Genomic DNA, 15,209 nt, shown 5'->3' on the forward strand with positions numbered 1-15,209 from the left:
TCAGTCGGCGGACTCTGCCGACGGGGGGCTGTCCGGGGAGTCGACGCTCGCCGGGGACGGGGGCGTCACCGGGGACGGGGGGGTGACCGGGGACGGCGGTGTCACCGGTGTGGGGGCGCTCGCGGTCGGCGTGGGGGCGGTCAGCGCCGTGATCGCGCTGCCCGGGGTGAGGTCGGTCGGCGAGACCGACGGTGCGGGAGTCGCGGTCGAGGTGGGCGACGGCGAGGTGGTCGTCCCGGTGGTCACGGCGTCACCGATCTCGGCGTCGTCGGGGCCTGCGAAGGGACCAGCCCCCAGGGCGGCTGTCGCGCCGAGGCCGAGGGCGCCGAAGGCTCCTGAGACGACGGCGACGGTGCGCTTGTTCATGGTGCCTCCTGGTTCGCGGATGGTGCGGTGACGCGGGTGGTGCGGGGGATGTCGAGGTGGTGAGGGCCGGGGGCGGGGACGCGGGGGATGCCCCCGCCCCAGGCTCTGCGGTCCGGTGAGTCAGTCTGCCGAGTCCGCCGACGGCGGGCTGGCGGGCGAGGGAGCCGAGGCAGGGCTGGGAGCCGAGGCAGGGCTGGGAGCGGAGGCCGGGCTCGGGGGCGACTGCGGGGAGGGGGCCGACGCCGGGCTCTGCGGCGAGGGGGCGCTCGGGGCCGAGGCGGGAGAGGGAGCGCTCTGCGGAGACACGGGCGAGGGGGCCGAGGCCGGGCTCGGGGCACTGTCCGGGCTCAGCGGGCTCTGCGCCGAGGCCACGGTCTGCGCCGACACCGCGCTGCCTGCGCTCACCGTGGTGGGGGTGATCCGCGAGACGCCCTGCACGGCAGCGGTGCGGTCGGAGACCGAGCGCACCTGCTCCACCTCGGGCTCGACCTCGGCGGGCGCGAAGGGGCCGGCCCCGACCGCGGCGGTCGCGCCGACGCCGAGGGCGCCGAGGGCCCCGGTGACGATGAAGACGGTCCTGGTGCTCATGGTTTCTCCTTGCTCGTCCGGCTCGTCGCCGGTCTTCGTCCTGATACCCCTCACCGTGGTCTCCCGGGATGAGAGGTCGAGGACGTGGGGATGAGAGCTCTCTCAGACTCCTGGACCGCCCCCCTGGTCCCGCGTCTGGTCCCGACGCGGGACCAGGGGTGCGGTCATGTCCCGGGCCGCGTCCGCCCAGCGCTCCGCGGCGGCCAGCCGCCCCTCGGCGTCGCGCAGGCCGTCCTCGCGCAGGCCGTCCTCGGCACCCTCCCGACGCGCGCCCGCGACCAGGGACAGGGCGACGGCTCCCGCCCGCGCCCGCAGGGCGACGGGGTCGACGCCGGCCTCGAGGGCCTGCGTCCAGCGCCTCACCGTCGCGGGCACGTGGCGGTGCACCTCCGGGGCCATCGCCGGCAGCACGCTGAGGTGCCCCAGCAGGCAGGCGAGGTCGTCGACACGGTGCCCGGGCCCGACCGCGTCGACGTCGAGCAGACCGACGACCTCGGCGCCGGCCAGCAGCAGGTTGGCGTCGTGCAGGTCCCCGTGGGTGGGCACGACCGGTCCGGGGTCCGAGGCCGCCATGAGCTCGACGAGCTCGGTGGTCAGCCGGTCGACCCGCTCGGCCTGGCCCGGGAGCGCGGCCCGTGCTGCCGCGGCGTGGTCGCGCACCCGCTCGGCCCACGAGGGCCGCCGGGGCAGGTCCAGGAGCTGCGGGGGAAGGGTGTCGAGCAGGTCCAGGACCGCACGCGGTCCCACCGCCTGGGCCCCGTCCGCAGCCAGGGCCACGGTGAGCGGCTCGCCGGGTACCTCGTCGAGCACGAGCAGCCCGTCGGCGAGGAGTCGGGCGGGGGCCACGGGCAGTCCCGCGTCGAGCAGGAGACCGTGCCGGGCGTGAAGCATCGCGGCGGTGTGCGGACGGACGACCTTGAGGTACAGGGTGCGCTGGGCGAGCCTCGCGCGCAGCACCGCTCGGCGCAGGGGACGGTACGTGACCAGCTCGAGGGCGAGCACGGGGCTGCCCAGCACGGCACCGAGGTGCTCGGCCGAGCTCGCTGCGACCAGGCCGGGCAGGGCGGGATCGGCCGGGTGTCGCCAGACGTGCACGGTGCGGCCGTCGACCTCGACCCGCTGGACCCCGGCGGGCAGGTCGGTCGAGGCTCCGGCGTGGTGAGCCGACGCGGCGGCGGCACGTCGGGGGGCGACCGGCGCGGTCGTCCCGAGCAGGTACTCCTCGCCGCGGGTGGAGCCCTGGCGCCAGGTGACCGTCCACCCGACCGTGACGCCCACCCCGGGACGGTGGTGCACCGCGTGGCGTTCCCACGCCTCGAGCCCGACCCCCTCGGCCGCGAGCACCGCGCGCAGCAGCTCCTCGGCTGCCGGGCCGGCGAGGAGGTCGAGGTCGGCCGTGCCGTGCACGTCGACGGCGGCCTCGGCAGACCCACGGGAGGCGAGCATGACCCGGAGCCTGACCCGCTCGTGTGAGAGCCGCACGAGAGGAGGATGAGAACTCTCTCATCCAACCACCTGCTGGCACACTGACCCGATGCGTGACCTGGCGGCCCTGCCCAAGGCCCACCTCCACCTGCACTTCACGGGCTCCATGCGGGTCCCGACCCTGGCAGCGCTCGCCGAGGAGCGCGACGTCCGCCTCCCGCGGGCCCTGCTGGACGGCGACCCCCTGCAGCTCCCCGCCGGCGCACGCGGCTGGTTCCGCTTCCAACGCCTCTACGACGCCGCCCGGGCCTGCGTGCGCTCCGAGGCGCACCTGCGCCGGATCGTCGCGGAGGCCGCGCAGGACGACGCCGCCGAGGGCTCGGGCCGGCTCGAGATGCAGGTGGACCCGACGTCGTACGCGCCCTTCGTCGGGGGGATCACCCCCGCGCTGGAGATCGTCCTGGACGAGGCACGGGCCGCGAGCGCCCGCACCGGCGTCGAGGTGGGGGTGGTGGTCGCGGCCTCCCGGATGCGTCATCCGCTCGAGGCCCGGACCCTCGCGCGCCTGGCGGCCCGGCACGCCGGGGACCAGCCCGGCCAGGTGGTGGGGTTCGGCCTCAGCAACGACGAGCGCCGCGGGGACACCGAGGCGTTCGGGCCCGCCTTCGCGATCGCCCGACGCGCAGGGCTGGCCTCCGTGCCGCACGGCGGCGAGCTCCTGGGCCCCGCCCACGTGACCGAGGTGCTCGACCACCTGGGTCCGGACCGGCTGGGCCACGGGGTCCGCGCCGTCGAGGACGCGCGGGTGCTCGAGACGGTGGTCGAGCGCGGCATCGCCCTCGAGGTCTGCCCCGCGTCGAACGTCTCGCTCGGGGTCTACGCCGAGGACCACCACGTCCCGCTCCGCCGGTTGGCCGAGGCGGGGGTGACGATGGCCCTGGGGGCCGACGACCCGTTGCTCTTCGGCTCACGCCTGGTCGCGCAGTACGAGGCGGCGCGGACCGTGCACGGCTTCGACGACGCGGCCCTCGCCGAGCTGGCCCGCGGGTCGATCCGCGCCTCGGTCGCGACCGACGAGACCCGGCGCCGGCTGCTGGCCGGGGTCGACGCGTGGCTGGCGGGCCCCGAGGGTCAGAGCGAGCAGCCGACCAGCACGGGCTCGGCCTCGAGGGTGATGCCGTAGGCCTCGCGGACGCCGTCCCGCACGCTGCGCGCGAGGGTCAGGAGGTCCTCGGTGCTGCCGCCGCCCCGGTGGGTGAGGGCCAGGCTGTGCTTGGTCGACAGTCCCACGACCCCGGGCAGGCCGTAGCCCTTGGTGAAGCCGGCGTTGTCGATCAACCAGGCCGCGCTCGTCTTGACCAGGGCCTCGCCGCCAGCCCCGCTGGCGGGGGCGGCTGCGGAGGTGGTCGGGCGCACCGGGTAGCGGGGCGCCCCCTCGGGCAGCATGTCGGCGACCTCGGCGGGGACCACCGGGTTGGTGAAGAAGGAGCCCGCGCTCCAGGTGTCACGGTCGGCGGCGTCGAGCACCATGCCCTTGCCCCCGCGCAGCTCGAGGACGGCGGCCCGCACCTCGGCAAGGGGCGCGCGCTCCCCCACCGCGACGTCGAGGCGCCGTGCGAGCTCGGCGTAGGCCACAGGGGCCGAGAGCGTGCCGAGCCGCAGCTGGAAGCCGACCTCGAGCACCACGTACCGCGGGGTGGGGGCCCAGCGGCTGGGTGAGCCGTCGGCCTCGCGCAGCGAGCGCTTGAGCAGCGAGGTGCGGTACCCGAAGGCCAGGTCCGTCAGGGCGAGGGTGCGGGTGCGCTGCTGCTCGCGGTCCCACACGCGCACCGTGGAGATCACCCCCGAGACCTCCTGGCCGTAGGCACCCACGTTCTGCACGGGGGTCGCGCCGGTCGAGCCAGGGATCCCCGCCAGGGCCTCGACCCCGACCCACCCCTCGGCGACGGCCCGGTCGACGACGTCGACCCACGGCGTCCCGGCGGGCACGGTGATCGACGCACCGACGCAGGACATGGCGTCGTCGAGCCGGATGCCCGTGCGGACATCACGGACCACCAGGCCCGGGAAGCCCTCGTCGGGCACCACGAGGTTCGACCCGCCGCCGAGGACGAGCACGGGCTGACCGGCGTCATCGGCTGCGCGGACCTCCGCGACGAGCTCCTCGGCGCTGGCGGCCTCGACGTAGCGTCCGGCAGGTCCACCCAGGCGCAGGGTGGTCAGGTCGGCCAGGGCGGGCACGTCGGCGGTGGTCGAGGTCGGTGCTGCGGGTGAAGTCGTCACGGTCCCAGGCTAGGCCCGGTCAGTCCTGCGGGCGCGCCCCGGCCGCGGTGGGCAAGGGCTCGGCGGCACGCAGCACGAACAGACCGATCACCACGGGGATCGTGATGACCAGCAGCGCCTCGCGGTAGCCGACGTGCTCGGCGAGGAATCCCAGCAGGGGCGGCCCGGCGAGGAAGGCGCTGTAGCCGATGGTCGCCACGACGGCGACCCGCGGGGCCGCGCGCAACGGGTCGTCCGAGGCGGCGCTCATGCCCACCGGGAACCCCAGGGCTGCTCCCGCTCCCCAGGCCAGGACACCGACGAGGGCCAGCCACATCCACGGCGACAGGCCGAAGACCAGGAGCCCGACCAGCGCGAGCCCTGCCGACAGGCGCAGCACCGCGATCCGGCCCCACCGGTCCAGCAGGCTCGTGCCGAGGAAGCGCATGCCCGTCATCGCGGTCACGAAGACCGCGAACCCGAGCGCGCCGACCGCGTTGGAGGTGCCGAACCCGTCGACCACGGCGAGGCTGACCCAGTCGTTGGCGGCCCCCTCGGTCAGGGCCGCGGCGAGCACCACGAGGCCGATCAGCAGGGTGCGGGGCTCGAGCCACGCCGCGAAGACGCTGCGTCGCGGCGCACCGTCGGCCGAGCTGGGGGTCTCGCTGTGCGTGCCCTCGGGCAGGAACCAGCGCGAGGAGACCACCACGCCCACCAGGCTCAGCGTCAGCGCGACGGCGAGGTGGGCGACCACCGGGGCGTGCAGCCAGGCCGCGAGCGCTCCGACCCCGGCGCCCGCGAGGGTGCCCAGGGAGAAGCCTGCGTGGAAGCGCGGCATCACGGCCTTGTGCAGCGCCTGCTCGACCGCGGCCCCCTCGAGGTTCATCGCGGCGTCCCAGACGCCGGTGCCGATGCCGAAGAGCACCAGGGCAGCAGCCACGAGCCAGGTCGTCCCGAGGGCGACGCCGGTGGCCGCGACGAGCAGCCCGACGACGTTCACCACCGCGAAGGTCAGGATGGTGCGGCGCGCCCCGAGCCGCTGGACCACGAGCCCCGAGAGGGGCAGGGCCGCGAGGGAGCCGATCGCCCCGAGGAGCAGCAGCACGCCCATCTCGTTGGGCCGCAGCTCGAGCTGGTCCCGTACCGCGGGAAGGCGAGCCGCCCAGTTGGCGAAGTTGAAGCCGTTGAGCACGAAGGTCGCGAAGACCGCGGCGCTCGCGAACCGGACCTGGCGCAGGGACAGGCCGGGGCCGGACGGCACCGGAGAAGGTCCGGGCCTGCCTGCGTCGTCATGGGTGGGCGTGCTCGTCATCGACCGACCTCGCTCGGGACCCGCTCGGCCTCTCCGAGCCCGGCGAGCGTATCGGGGACCACGACCTCGACGAGGAGGTCGTCACCGGTCACCGAGGCCGAGGGCGCAGGCACCGACCCGGCGTCGGGACCACCGGTGGGACGCACGCCGCGCGGGACCGCGGCGGGCGCCGTCGAGCGGACCTGGCCCGAGAGGACGATGCTCACGACCATCGCACCGAGGATCAGGAGCAGCGCCTGGCGGGTGCCCAGGCTCTCGGCAGCGAGTCCCAGCAGCGGCGGGGCGGCGAGCGAGGCCACCGACGCGAAGGCTGAGACGACGGCGACCCGACCGGCCGCACGCATCGGGTCCTCGGAGACGGCCACCATCCCGATCGGGACGGCGAGCCCCGCACCGAGCCCCCACCCGACGACGCCGAGGAGCGCGAGGGGCAGCGACGGCGCGGTGCCGAAGAGCGCGAGCCCCGCGAAGGACACCACGCCCGAGCCGAGCAGGACCCGCACGCGACCGAAGCGGTCGATCAGGCGGGTGCCGACCAGACGGGCGACCGTCATCGAGGCGACGAAGACCCCGAAGACGAGGGCCGCGACCGCCTCGCTCTGCGCGAAGCCGTCCACCACCGCGATGGCCAACCAGTTGTTGGCCGAGCCCTCCGAGAGGGCGGCGGTCATGACCACCAGGCCGATGAGCAGGGTGCGCTTCTCCCGCCAGGCGCCCAGGGACCTGCGCATCCCCGCACCGCGCCGACGAGGGCCGGCGTCCCCGGCCTGCGCCGCGGAGACCGGCTCGGGCGGCAGGGGCAGCACGGCGCCGGGCACGGCACGGAACCGCCACACCAGGCTCGCGACGCTCACGACGCCGAACTGGATCAGCAGCGGGACCTGGCCCCAGGCCGCCAGGGCGCCGATCCCCGAGCCCACCACCGAGCCGATCGAGAAGGCCGCGTGGAACTGGGGCACGACCGTGCGGCCCATGCGGCGCTCGATGACGGCCGTCTCGACGTTCATGGGCACGTTGCCCAGGGCGAAGGAGGCGCTCATCAGGACGATCCCGGCCACCAGGACCGCCACGCTGCCGAGGGTCGGGCCCAGCCCGAGGGCCAGGGTGGCGAGGCTGAACAGGACGGCTGCCACCAGCATCGTGCGGCGGCTGCCCCAGCGCACCACGATCGCCCCCGCCACCAGCACCATGGTCAGCGAGCCGACGGCGCCGATCAGGAGGATGACGCCGAGGTCGCTCGTGGTGAGGTCGAGCTGGTCCCGCACCGAGGGCAGTCGGGACAGCCAGCTCGACACGGTCAGGCCGAGCAGGACGTAGAGCCCCAGGAGGAGCCTGCGCGCGCGCAGGACCTCGGGGGCGACGCGGGCGTCGCGGGACGTGGGACGAGACGCGCGGCGCGCGCGGAGCACAGACATGCAGGCCGATCCAGGTGAGCAGAGCACGGGTGCCGGGGCTGCCGGCACGGGGAGGGATGGGCACGTCCTCGTGCCGTGACGCCCTGCTGTCGCCTCCGGGAGCGGCGCGGCCCTCGAGGGGCGTCCGGTCCGGGTTCGAATCGTTTCGAGGCGTCGCGACAAGTCTGCCGATAGGCTGCGGGAACGTCAAACGGATTCGACCACGAGGCAGGTGAGATGGGGCACAGTCGACCGACCCTGGCTGACGTGGCCGGTGCGGCCGGTGTCTCGGTCTCGACCGCCTCCCTCGCGTTCTCGGGCGCGGGCCCCATCGCGGCCGCGACCCGTGACCGTGTCCTCGCCGCCGCCGGCGAGCTCGGGTACTCGGGCCCCAACCCCCTGGGCCGTTCGCTGCGCAGCGGCCGCTCGGGCATCGCCGCCGTGGTGATCGGCGACCAGCTGCGGCGCAGCTTCCGCGACCCGGTCTCGGTGCAGGTGCTCGACGGCCTGGTGAGCACCCTGGGCCAGATGGGCCTCGGCGTCCTGCTCGTGCCGGGCATGCCCGCCACCGAGGGCACGACCGGGGTCGACCCGCTGCTCGAGACGGCACCCATGGACGTCGCGGTCCTCATCTGGGGCTCGCGCGAGGACGACCCCGCTCTCCTCTCGCTCCAGCGCCGCGGGGTGCCCGTGGTGATCGGGGAGGGCCCCTCGGTCGAGGGGGTGCCTGTCGTCGGCATCCAGGACCGGCGCGGGTCCGAGGAGCTCGCCCGGCACCTGGTGGACCTCGGCCACGAGCGCATCGCCGTCGTGAGCCTGCCGTTCGGCGGACCCCGCCGCTGCGCCGTGGTGTCCCCCCAGCGCATGACCGAGCTGAGGTGGACACCGACCAAGCACCGGCTCGAGGGGCTGCAGGACGCGGGGGTCGTACCCACGGTCGTGGTCGAGGCCGCGGCCTCGCTCGTCGAGGAGGGGCAGGCCGCCGGGCGCCTGCTGCTCGACGTCGAGGACCCGCCGACGGCCGTCGTGGCGCAGTCCGACCTGCTGGCCGCCGGGGTGCTGCTCGCCGCCCGCGACCTCGGGCTGCGCGTCCCTCAGGACGTCTCGGTCGCGGGGTTCGACGGGATCGACCTGCCGTGGCTCGCCCCCGACGTGCTGACCACCGTGGCCCAGCCCCTGGCGGCCAAGGGCGAGGCCCTCGGTCAGACGGTCGCAGCTCTCCTCGCAGGAGAGCAGCCCGAGCCCGCACTGCTCCCGGTCACCCTGCGCACCGGCACGACGACGGGGCCGCCACGCACCTAGGCGGTCGCGCGGGCAGGTCAGAGACGGACGAGGGCCTGGGCCTTGCCCAGCACACGGGTCCCGCCGCAGGTGACCGTGAGGTCGATCCGCACCGTGCCCTGCTCGGCGTCGACAGCACCGACCACGCCGCTGATCTCGACGGTGGCCACGCCCGGGTCCGGCACCGGGACGGGGCGGGTGAAGCGGACGCCGTAGTCCACGACCTTGCCCGGGTCCCCTGCCCAGTCCCCCACGAGGCCGACGGCGGTGCCCATGGTGAGCATCCCGTGGGCGATGACCCCGGGCAGGCCGACCTCGACCGCGACGCGCTCGTTCCAGTGGATGGGGTTGAGGTCACCGCTGGCCCCGGCGTAACGGACCAGGGCCCGCCGGTCGAGCTCGACGGTGCGCTCGCCGACCAGCTGCCCGACCTCGAGGTCGGCGAGGACGGGGCTCATGAGCCCTCTCCCCGGACGGCGAGGGTCGAGCGCACCGTGGAGACGGGGGCGCCGTCGGCCGCAGTGATCTCGCAGCGCGTGGTGACCATCGCGAGACCGGCCCGCTCGACGATGCCGTCGACGTGCAGGACCGTGCTGAGCTCGTCCCCCGCGTGGATGGGGCGGTGGTGGGTGAAGCGCTCGTCGGCGTGCACCACGCGCGTGAAGTCGATCCCTGCGTCGGGGTCCTCGACGAGCTGGGCCTCGGCCCGCTGGGCGATCACGACGGCGAAGGTGGGCGGGGCGATCACGTCGGGGTGCCCGAGGGACCGCGCCGCGTCCACGTCGTGGTGCACCGGGTGCTCGGCCCCGACCGCACGCGCGAAGTCGCGCAGGTGCTCACGCCCGACCGTGTAGGGCGCGGTGGCCGGGTAGGACCGACCCGCGTACTCGAGGTTGATACCCATGGGTGCGGAGCGAGCCCTCAGCGCGCGAGGCGCTGGATCAGCGGGTCTCGCGGTGCAGCGTGTGCTTGCCGTCGCGCGGGCAGAACTTCTTCATCTCCAGACGGTCCGGGTTGTTGCGCCGGTTCTTCTTGGTGATGTAGTTCCGCTCCTTGCAGTCCACGCAGGCGAGCGTGATCTTCGGACGGACGTCCTGACTCTTGCTGGCCACGGTCTTGCCACCTCTCGTGCTGCGCGAGCAGCACCTGGATCGTCGATCGCACGCCGCCGGAAGGTCGACCGGCATGCCGTTGTCACTGTGGTAGCGGGGGCGGGACTCGAACCCGCGACACCACGATTATGAGCCGTGTGCTCTAACCACCTGAGCTACCCCGCCGCATCGGCACCCTGACACCCAGGACGGCGAACCGTCCTGGGTGTCCAGGTACCAACAGAGCCCCGAAAGGGAATCGAACCCTTGACCTTCTCCTTACCATGGAGACGCTCTGCCGACTGAGCTATCGGGGCAGCGCGTGCCAGGGTACACGCGCTGAGCCCCGCCTGCGAAATCGTGGTTCAGACAGGCTCTGGCGCCAGGGGACCGAGCACCATCCCGCCGTCCACCGCGAGCTCCGCCCCCGTGATGTACGAGGCCTCCTCGCTCAGCAGGAAGGCCACCACCGAGGCGATCTCCCCGACCTCGCCGATGCGTGGGATCGCCTGGGTCGCGAACATCGCGTCGTCCACCCCGGCCGCCATCGGCGTGCGGATCCCCCCCGGGTGGATCGAGCTCACCCTGATGCCGTAGCGCCCCAGGTCCAGCGCGGCGCACTTGGTCAGCCCCCGCATCCCCCACTTGCTCGAGGCGTACGCCGCGAGCCCGGCCATCCCGACCAGCCCTGCCGCGGAGGAGATGTTCACGATCGACCCGCCACCGGCGGCCTTCATGTCCTCGACGACGGCCTGGATGCCCAGGAACGCGCCCGTGAGGTTGACCTGCAGCAGCCGCGTGACGTCCGCCTCCTCGGCGGTGTCCACCGGGCTGAAGGAGAGCACCCCGGCGTTGTTGACGAGCCCCGTGACCGTCCCGTAGGCCTCGTGGGCGGCCTCGACCGCTGCTGCCCACGAGGAGGCCGAGGCGACGTCCAGGTGCACGAAGATCGCGGCGTCCCCGAGCTCGGCGTCCAGGGCCTGCCCCTCGGCGTCGAGGACGTCCCCGATGACGACCTGCGCCCCCTCGCTGACGAGCCGGCGGCAGTCCTCCGCGCCCATGCCGCGGGCCCCTCCGGTGACGATGACCACCATCCCGTCCAGGCGTGCCATGGCGAGCTCCCCTCCGCCGGCTCCGTCGCCGGCTGCTGGGCCACGGGACGTCCTGGGGGTGCTCCCGCGGCGTCGATCCCTCCAGCGTGCGCCCGTGCGAGGCGGGACCGCCAGGGACGGACGTCCTGGGCCCGGGGACGACGAAGGCCCCGGCCGGCGAACCGGACGGGGCCTCGTGGTGGTGGCAGGTGAGGGATTCGAACCCACGTAGCTTGCGCGGCTGATTTACAGTCAGCTCCCTTTGGCCGCTCGGGCAACCTGCCGGGTCCACCCCTGGGCAGTCGTGCTGCACAGGTGCGGATGGAAGGATAGCAAGCCTGCGCGGCCTCTCGGGACACGAGCCCAGCCGGTACGGTGCCGAAGGCCCCCCACGCACCCCACCCCAGGAGGAGACATGGCTTCCGAGTCCTCGTTCGACGTCGTCAGCAAGGTCGACCGGCAGGAGGTCGACAACGCGCTCAACCAGGCCGCCAAGGAGGTCTCCCAGCGCTACGACTTCAAGAACGTCGGGGCCTCGATCGCGTGGAGCGGCGAGTCGGTCGTGATCATCGCCAACTCCGAGGAGCGGGCCAAGGCCGTGCTCGACGTGTTCCACACCAAGCTGATCCGCCGGGGCATCTCCCTCAAGGCCCTCGACACCGGCGACCCGGTGGCCTCGGGCAAGGAGTACCGGATGGTCTCGACCCTCAAGGAGGGGCTGAGCAGCGAGGACGCCAAGAAGATCGCGAAGATCGTGCGCGAGGAAGGCCCCAAGGGGGTCAAGACGCAGATCACGGGCGACGAGCTGCGGGTCTCGGCCAAGAGCCGCGACGACCTCCAGGAGGTCATCGCGCTGCTCAAGGGCTCCGACCTCGACGTCGCCCTGCAGTTCACCAACTACCGCTGACCCCCGGGCCCACCAGGGCCCCGCTCCCACCCCGCACCGATCTCGTGTCAGAACCTGGGATACCCAGAGCACCCTGGGCTTCTGACACGAGAGGGGTCAGGGGGTGGGGTGGCCGGCCATGCGGTGCAGGCGGGCGATGCGGTCGGCCATCGGCGGGTGGGTCGCGAAGAGCTTGGCCATCCCGGCGCCCTTGAACGGGTTGGCGATCATCAGGTGCGAGACGTCGACCAGGTCACGGTTGGCGGGCAGCGGCGCTCGCTGGGTGCCGCGCTCGAGCTTGGCCAGGGCCGAGGCCAGGGCCAGCGGGTCCCCGGTCAGCCGGGCGCCGTCCTCGTCGGCGTCGTACTCGCGGGTCCTGCTGATGGCGAGCTGGATGACCATCGCGGCCATCGGCGCGAGGAGGGCCATGGCGAGCATGGCGATCGGGTTGCCGCCGCGGTCCCGCCCCCCGCCGAAGAACATGAGGAACTGCGCGAAGGCCGTGATGATCCCCGCGACGGCGGCCGCGACCGACGAGGTGAGGATGTCGCGGTTGTAGACGTGCATCAGCTCGTGGCCGAGCACCCCGCGCAGCTCGCGCTCGTCGAGCAGGTCGAGGATGCCCTCGGTGCAGCACACCGCCGCGTTGCGCGGGTTGCGCCCCGTCGCGAAGGCGTTGGGCGCCGCGGTCGGTGAGACGTAGAGCCGCGGCATGGGCTGGCGGGCCGTGGTCGAGAGCTCACGCACGATCCGGTACATCGCGGGCTGCTCGATCTCGCTGACCGGCCGCGCCCGCATGGCGCGGATCGCGATCTTGTCCGAGTTCCAGTAGCTGTAGGCGGTGCTCGCCACCCCCAGGCCGGCGAAGAGCCAGAGGAAGCTGCCGCCGTCGACCAGCGCGCCGAGGCCGAGCAGCACGGCCCACATGAACCCGAACAGCGCGGCCGTCTTCAGACCGTTGAAGTGCCGCCGACCACCCACCGTGCCTCCTTCATGCGTCGATGCCAGGTCAACGCACCGATCGCGCGGAGCGTTCCCTCAGGCCTCGCCCCGGATGATCGCGAGCATCTCCTCACGCGGGACCACCTTGATGCGCTGGCGGCCGTGGGGCTCGCCCAGGGACTGCTCGTAGGCGTCCAGGAGCATCCAGCCGGACCACTCGACGTGCCCGACCTCGCGCTCGGCCAGCAGGGCCGTGACGGCCTCGGGGTTGCGCTCGGGCGCACGCTCCAGGGCCGGCACGTCGGCGACGAGGTGCTTGATGGTCTCGGTCGCGTCGGACTTGGTGTGGCCGATGAGCCCGACCGGTCCGCGCTTGATCCACCCGGTGGTGTAGATGCCCGCCATGGGCTCGCCGTCGGCCTGGACGACGCGTCCCTCGCGGTTGGAGATGACCCCGGCGACGTCGTCGAAGGGCAGCCCGGGCAGCGGCGAGCCGAAGTAGCCGACGGCCCGGTAGACGGCCTGGACGGGCCAGTCGTGCATCTCCCCCGTGCCGGCGACCGTGCCGTCACCGGTGAGGACCGTGCGCTCGGTCCGCAGCCCGGTCACGGCCCCCTCCCCGAGCACCTCGACCGGGCGGTGCAGGAAGTGCAGGTGGATCCGGCGGCTCGCGGTGAGCTCCTCGGGCTCCTTGAGGGTCCAGTCCGTGAGGGTCTTGACGACCTGCTTGGTCTGGTTCGACGAGTGGATCGAGGCCATCGAGCCCTCGTCGAACTCGAAGTCCTCGGGGTAGACGATGACGTCGACGTCCGGCACGTGGCCCAGCTCGCGCAGCTCGAGGGAGCTGAACTTGGCCTGGGCCGGGCCTCGCCGCGCGAAGACGTGCACGTCCGTCACCGGGTTGGCGAGCAGCCCCTGGTGCACGTTCTCCGGGATCTCGGTGGGCAGCAGGTCCTCGGGGTGCTTGGCGAGCATCCGTGCGACGTCGAGGGCCACGTTCCCCGCCCCGACGACGGCGATCTGCTCGGCCTCGAGAGGCCAGGTGCGGGGCACGTCAGGGTGCCCGTCGTACCAGGAGACGAAGTCCGCGGCCCCGTAGGAGCCCGGCAGGTCGATGCCGGGGATGCGCAGGTCCGCGTCGCGGATCGCCCCGGTCGAGAAGATGACCGCGTCGTAGAAGCGCCGCATGTCCTCGAGGTCGAGGTCGGTGCCGTAGTCGACGTTGCTCAGCAGCCGGATGTCCCCGCGGTCGAGGATCTTGTGGAGCGCGACGATGATCTGCTTGATCCGCGGGTGGTCCGGGGCCACGCCGTAGCGCACCAGGCCGAACGGGGCGGGCAGACGCTCGAAGAGGTCGATCGAGACCTCGACGTCGGCCTTGGACAGGATGTCGGCGGCGTAGATGCCGGCGGGACCGGCACCGACGATGGCGACGCGCACGGGAGTGCTGCTCACGGCGGGGAAACACCTTCCGGAGGAGGGGCGGGGACGCGCGGGCACGCCCCGGGACGCTCGGGCCAGTCTAGGCGCGACCCGGGGGTGGGCCGGGCCTCGACCACCAGCCGGTGCCTCGCCGTCCCCGGCACCGGGAGGGCGTAGGTTCACGCTCGTGGATCCGCGACCGGCCGCCCAGCCCTCCGCGCCGCTCGGTGTTCCCGGCCCCGACCGCTGGGGACTGGCCCTCGGGGTGAGCGCCTACCTGCTGTGGGGGTTCCTGCCCCTCTACTTCCCGTTGCTCGAGCCCTCGGCACCGATCGAGGTCGTGGCCCACCGGATCGTGTGGTCCCTGCTCTTCTGCGCGGTCGCCCTGCTCGTCACCCGCGGCGGACGCACCGTCGCGGCAGCGTTCCGCGACCCCCGTACCCTGGCGACCCTGGCGACGGCAGCCGTGCTGGTCGCGACCAACTGGCTGGTCTTCGTGCACGGGGTTCTCTCGGGGCACACGGTCGATGCGGCCCTCGGCTACTACATCAACCCTCTCGTCACGGTCGCCCTCGCGGTGCTCGTGCTGGGTGAGCGCATGCGGCGCGCCCAGTGGGTGGCGCTGGGTGTCGGCGCGCTGGCCGTCGGGGTCATCACGGTGGGCCTGGGCCGGCTGCCGTGGGTGGCCCTCGCCCTGGCCGGAACCTTCGGCCTGTACGGCCTGATCAAGAACCGGGTGGGCCGGACGGTCCCGGCCGTGACCTCCCTCGCGGTCGAGACCGCCGTGCTGACCCCGGTGGCCCTGGTCTACCTGCTGTGGCTCGGCTCGGCCGGCCTGGGGACCTTCGCCCAGCACGGGACCCCGCACGCCCTGGCCCTCGCGGGCACCGGGGTCATCACCGCGGTGCCGCTGCTGCTCTTCGGAGCGGCAGCGCGTCGACTCCCGCTGAGCGTGATCGGTCTGCTGCAGTACGCGGCCCCGACCGTGCAGTTCCTCGTCGGGGTGCTCGTGTTCCGCGAGGAGATGCCCGCGCTGCGGTGGTGGGGCTTCGGCCTCGTGTGGCTGGCCCTGGTGATCCTCACGACCGACGGGCTGCGCACCGGACGACTCGAACGCATCGCCCGACGGACGACGCCCGCCACCTGAGC

Annotated in this window: 16 protein-coding genes and 3 tRNA genes; 4 read left to right on the forward strand and 15 right to left on the reverse strand. The window is 73.7% G+C overall.

Translation table 11 applies throughout. The annotated features are described in order from the left end of the window. From J4G33_RS11240 to J4G33_RS11250, 3 genes are all read right to left on the reverse strand, one after another. Positions 1–366, reverse strand: coding sequence for a hypothetical protein (locus tag J4G33_RS11240; protein ID WP_208056062.1), 366 nt, complete (start codon positions 364–366; stop codon positions 1–3). 120 nt (positions 367–486) lie between these two features. Continuing rightward, positions 487–954, reverse strand: a complete 468-nt coding sequence (locus tag J4G33_RS11245) for a hypothetical protein (RefSeq protein WP_208056063.1) — start codon at positions 952–954, stop codon at positions 487–489. 102 nt (positions 955–1,056) lie between these two features. Then, entirely contained in the window at positions 1,057–2,400 is a 1,344-nt protein-coding gene (locus tag J4G33_RS11250) for an aminoglycoside phosphotransferase/kinase family protein (protein ID WP_208056064.1), read from the reverse strand. Positions 2,401–2,488: 88 nt separating this feature from the next. On the opposite strand from J4G33_RS11250, the gene J4G33_RS11255 reads away from it, so the two are divergent. After that, a complete protein-coding gene (locus J4G33_RS11255) occupies positions 2,489–3,562 on the forward strand; it encodes an adenosine deaminase (RefSeq protein WP_208056065.1) in 1,074 nt (357 codons plus the stop codon). Here the strand turns inward: J4G33_RS11255 and J4G33_RS11260 are convergent. Genes J4G33_RS11260 through J4G33_RS11270 form a run of 3 tightly spaced genes read right to left on the reverse strand, consistent with a single transcriptional unit; the run spans position 3,511 to position 7,368 of the window. Further along, positions 3,511–4,662 carry a UDP-N-acetylmuramate dehydrogenase gene (locus tag J4G33_RS11260; protein WP_208056066.1) on the reverse strand — a complete coding sequence of 384 codons (1,152 nt, stop codon included), beginning with the start codon at positions 4,660–4,662 and terminating at the stop codon, positions 3,511–3,513. The two genes, J4G33_RS11255 and J4G33_RS11260, sit on opposite strands and share 52 nt — an antisense overlap. A 19-nt stretch (positions 4,663–4,681) precedes the next feature. Next, positions 4,682–5,953, reverse strand: a complete 1,272-nt coding sequence (locus J4G33_RS11265) for an MFS transporter (protein ID WP_208056067.1) — start codon at positions 5,951–5,953, stop codon at positions 4,682–4,684. After that, the gene (locus tag J4G33_RS11270; protein ID WP_208056068.1) at positions 5,950–7,368 is read right to left on the reverse strand and encodes an MFS transporter; all 1,419 of its coding nucleotides are present in this window, start codon (positions 7,366–7,368) and stop codon (positions 5,950–5,952) included. Before J4G33_RS11270 ends, J4G33_RS11265 begins: the two co-directional genes overlap by 4 nt. A gap of 216 nt (positions 7,369–7,584) precedes the next feature. Here J4G33_RS11270 and J4G33_RS11275 point away from each other — a divergent pair, with 216 nt between their 5' ends. Beyond that, the gene (locus J4G33_RS11275) at positions 7,585–8,649 is read left to right on the forward strand and encodes a LacI family DNA-binding transcriptional regulator (RefSeq protein ID WP_208056069.1); all 1,065 of its coding nucleotides are present in this window, start codon (positions 7,585–7,587) and stop codon (positions 8,647–8,649) included. 17 nt (positions 8,650–8,666) lie between these two features. Here the strand turns inward: J4G33_RS11275 and J4G33_RS11280 are convergent, their stop codons facing one another. The 7 genes from J4G33_RS11280 to J4G33_RS11310 form a co-directional block, all read right to left on the reverse strand. Further along, positions 8,667–9,086, reverse strand: a complete 420-nt coding sequence (locus tag J4G33_RS11280) for a MaoC family dehydratase (RefSeq protein WP_208056070.1) — start codon at positions 9,084–9,086, stop codon at positions 8,667–8,669. Next, the gene (locus J4G33_RS11285; protein ID WP_208056071.1) at positions 9,083–9,532 is read right to left on the reverse strand and encodes an FAS1-like dehydratase domain-containing protein; all 450 of its coding nucleotides are present in this window, start codon (positions 9,530–9,532) and stop codon (positions 9,083–9,085) included. The genes J4G33_RS11280 and J4G33_RS11285 overlap by 4 nt, the downstream gene beginning before the upstream one ends. Before the next feature lie 37 nt (positions 9,533–9,569). Then, on the reverse strand, positions 9,570–9,740 hold the full coding sequence (gene rpmG / locus J4G33_RS17185) for a 50S ribosomal protein L33 (RefSeq protein ID WP_250443899.1): 171 nt from the start codon (positions 9,738–9,740) through the stop codon (positions 9,570–9,572). Between the two features lie 88 nt (positions 9,741–9,828). Continuing rightward, positions 9,829–9,905 (reverse strand) — tRNA-Met (locus J4G33_RS11295). A gap of 58 nt (positions 9,906–9,963) precedes the next feature. Continuing rightward, positions 9,964–10,036 (reverse strand) — tRNA-Thr (locus J4G33_RS11300). 48 nt (positions 10,037–10,084) lie between these two features. Next, positions 10,085–10,831 (reverse strand): SDR family NAD(P)-dependent oxidoreductase, encoded by a 747-nt coding sequence (locus J4G33_RS11305; protein WP_208056073.1) that lies wholly within the window; start codon positions 10,829–10,831, stop codon positions 10,085–10,087. 179 nt (positions 10,832–11,010) lie between these two features. Continuing rightward, positions 11,011–11,094 (reverse strand) — tRNA-Tyr (locus J4G33_RS11310). 131 nt (positions 11,095–11,225) lie between these two features. Here J4G33_RS11310 and J4G33_RS11315 point away from each other — a divergent pair. Further along, entirely contained in the window at positions 11,226–11,717 is a 492-nt protein-coding gene (locus J4G33_RS11315; RefSeq protein WP_208056074.1) for a YajQ family cyclic di-GMP-binding protein, read from the forward strand. Positions 11,718–11,813: 96 nt separating this feature from the next. Here the strand turns inward: J4G33_RS11315 and htpX are convergent, their stop codons facing one another. Continuing rightward, positions 11,814–12,677 (reverse strand): zinc metalloprotease HtpX, encoded by an 864-nt coding sequence (gene htpX / locus J4G33_RS11320; RefSeq protein WP_208056075.1) that lies wholly within the window; start codon positions 12,675–12,677, stop codon positions 11,814–11,816. 57 nt (positions 12,678–12,734) lie between these two features. Further along, positions 12,735–14,093: an FAD-dependent oxidoreductase gene (locus J4G33_RS11325; protein ID WP_208056076.1), complete on the reverse strand. Its 1,359-nt coding sequence runs from the start codon at positions 14,091–14,093 to the stop codon at positions 12,735–12,737. A 154-nt stretch (positions 14,094–14,247) separates the two neighbouring features. Here J4G33_RS11325 and rarD point away from each other — a divergent pair, with 154 nt between their 5' ends. After that, on the forward strand, positions 14,248–15,207 hold the full coding sequence (gene rarD / locus J4G33_RS11330; RefSeq protein ID WP_307793860.1) for an EamA family transporter RarD: 960 nt from the start codon (positions 14,248–14,250) through the stop codon (positions 15,205–15,207). The last annotated feature ends 2 nt before the right edge of the window (positions 15,208–15,209 follow it).

Origin of the sequence: Actinotalea soli, assembly GCF_017565425.1 — a bacterium.
Lineage (GTDB): Bacteria > Actinomycetota > Actinomycetes > Actinomycetales > Cellulomonadaceae > Actinotalea > Actinotalea soli.